This window comes from Candidatus Paracaedibacter symbiosus (assembly GCF_000757605.1).
GTDB classification, from domain to species: Bacteria; Pseudomonadota; Alphaproteobacteria; order Paracaedibacterales; family Paracaedibacteraceae; genus Paracaedibacter_A; species Paracaedibacter_A symbiosus.
The window spans coordinates 1-535 of record NZ_JQAK01000018.1; the positions used below are offsets into that span (position 1 = coordinate 1).

The window sequence follows — 535 nt, forward strand, 5'->3', positions numbered from 1 at the left end:
TCGCTTTCCAAACTTCGTAGATCGACTTGTCAAGACACGGCACAAATCACACGACAGGCTTTATATTTACGCACAATCTATTGTCATTTATCTCGGGGGAAGGGATGACGAGGCTCAAATCTGTTGCACTTTGCTGTCTGTTAGGTACACCGCTTACCTGTATTGCAAGCGAATTTTTCGCAGTCACGCCATCTGGGAATGCCGAGATGGTGTTCTCCGGCAAGGCTGCGGATGTAGCCGGGCAGTTGGCCACGCGCTGTATGGACGTCCGGTGGACTGTGGTGTCTTCCACCGGCACCGAGATCGTCTGTGAGGCTCCCTTGAGTATGGGGCAGTCGATCATGGGCCAGATGTTGATCGGGAACAGCTATTCCACCCCTCCCCGTCGGTTCTTCCGCTTCAATATCGGGGAAGCCGCCGCCGTTTCGCGGGTACAGGCATCAGGCTGGATGGAAACACAGATGGCCTTTGGCCAAATCAAACGCGTGGACTTCTCCGGTGCTGACTTCCACAACAGCGTGATGGGATTCATGGG

Annotated in this window: 1 pseudogene; it reads left to right on the forward strand. The window is 54.4% G+C overall.

Annotation, left to right across the window (positions count from 1 at the left end):
• Nucleotides 1-104: 104 nt before the first annotated feature.
• Nucleotides 105-535 (forward strand): annotated as a pseudogene (locus IG80_RS15970) (PDZ domain-containing protein); the annotation flags it as partial.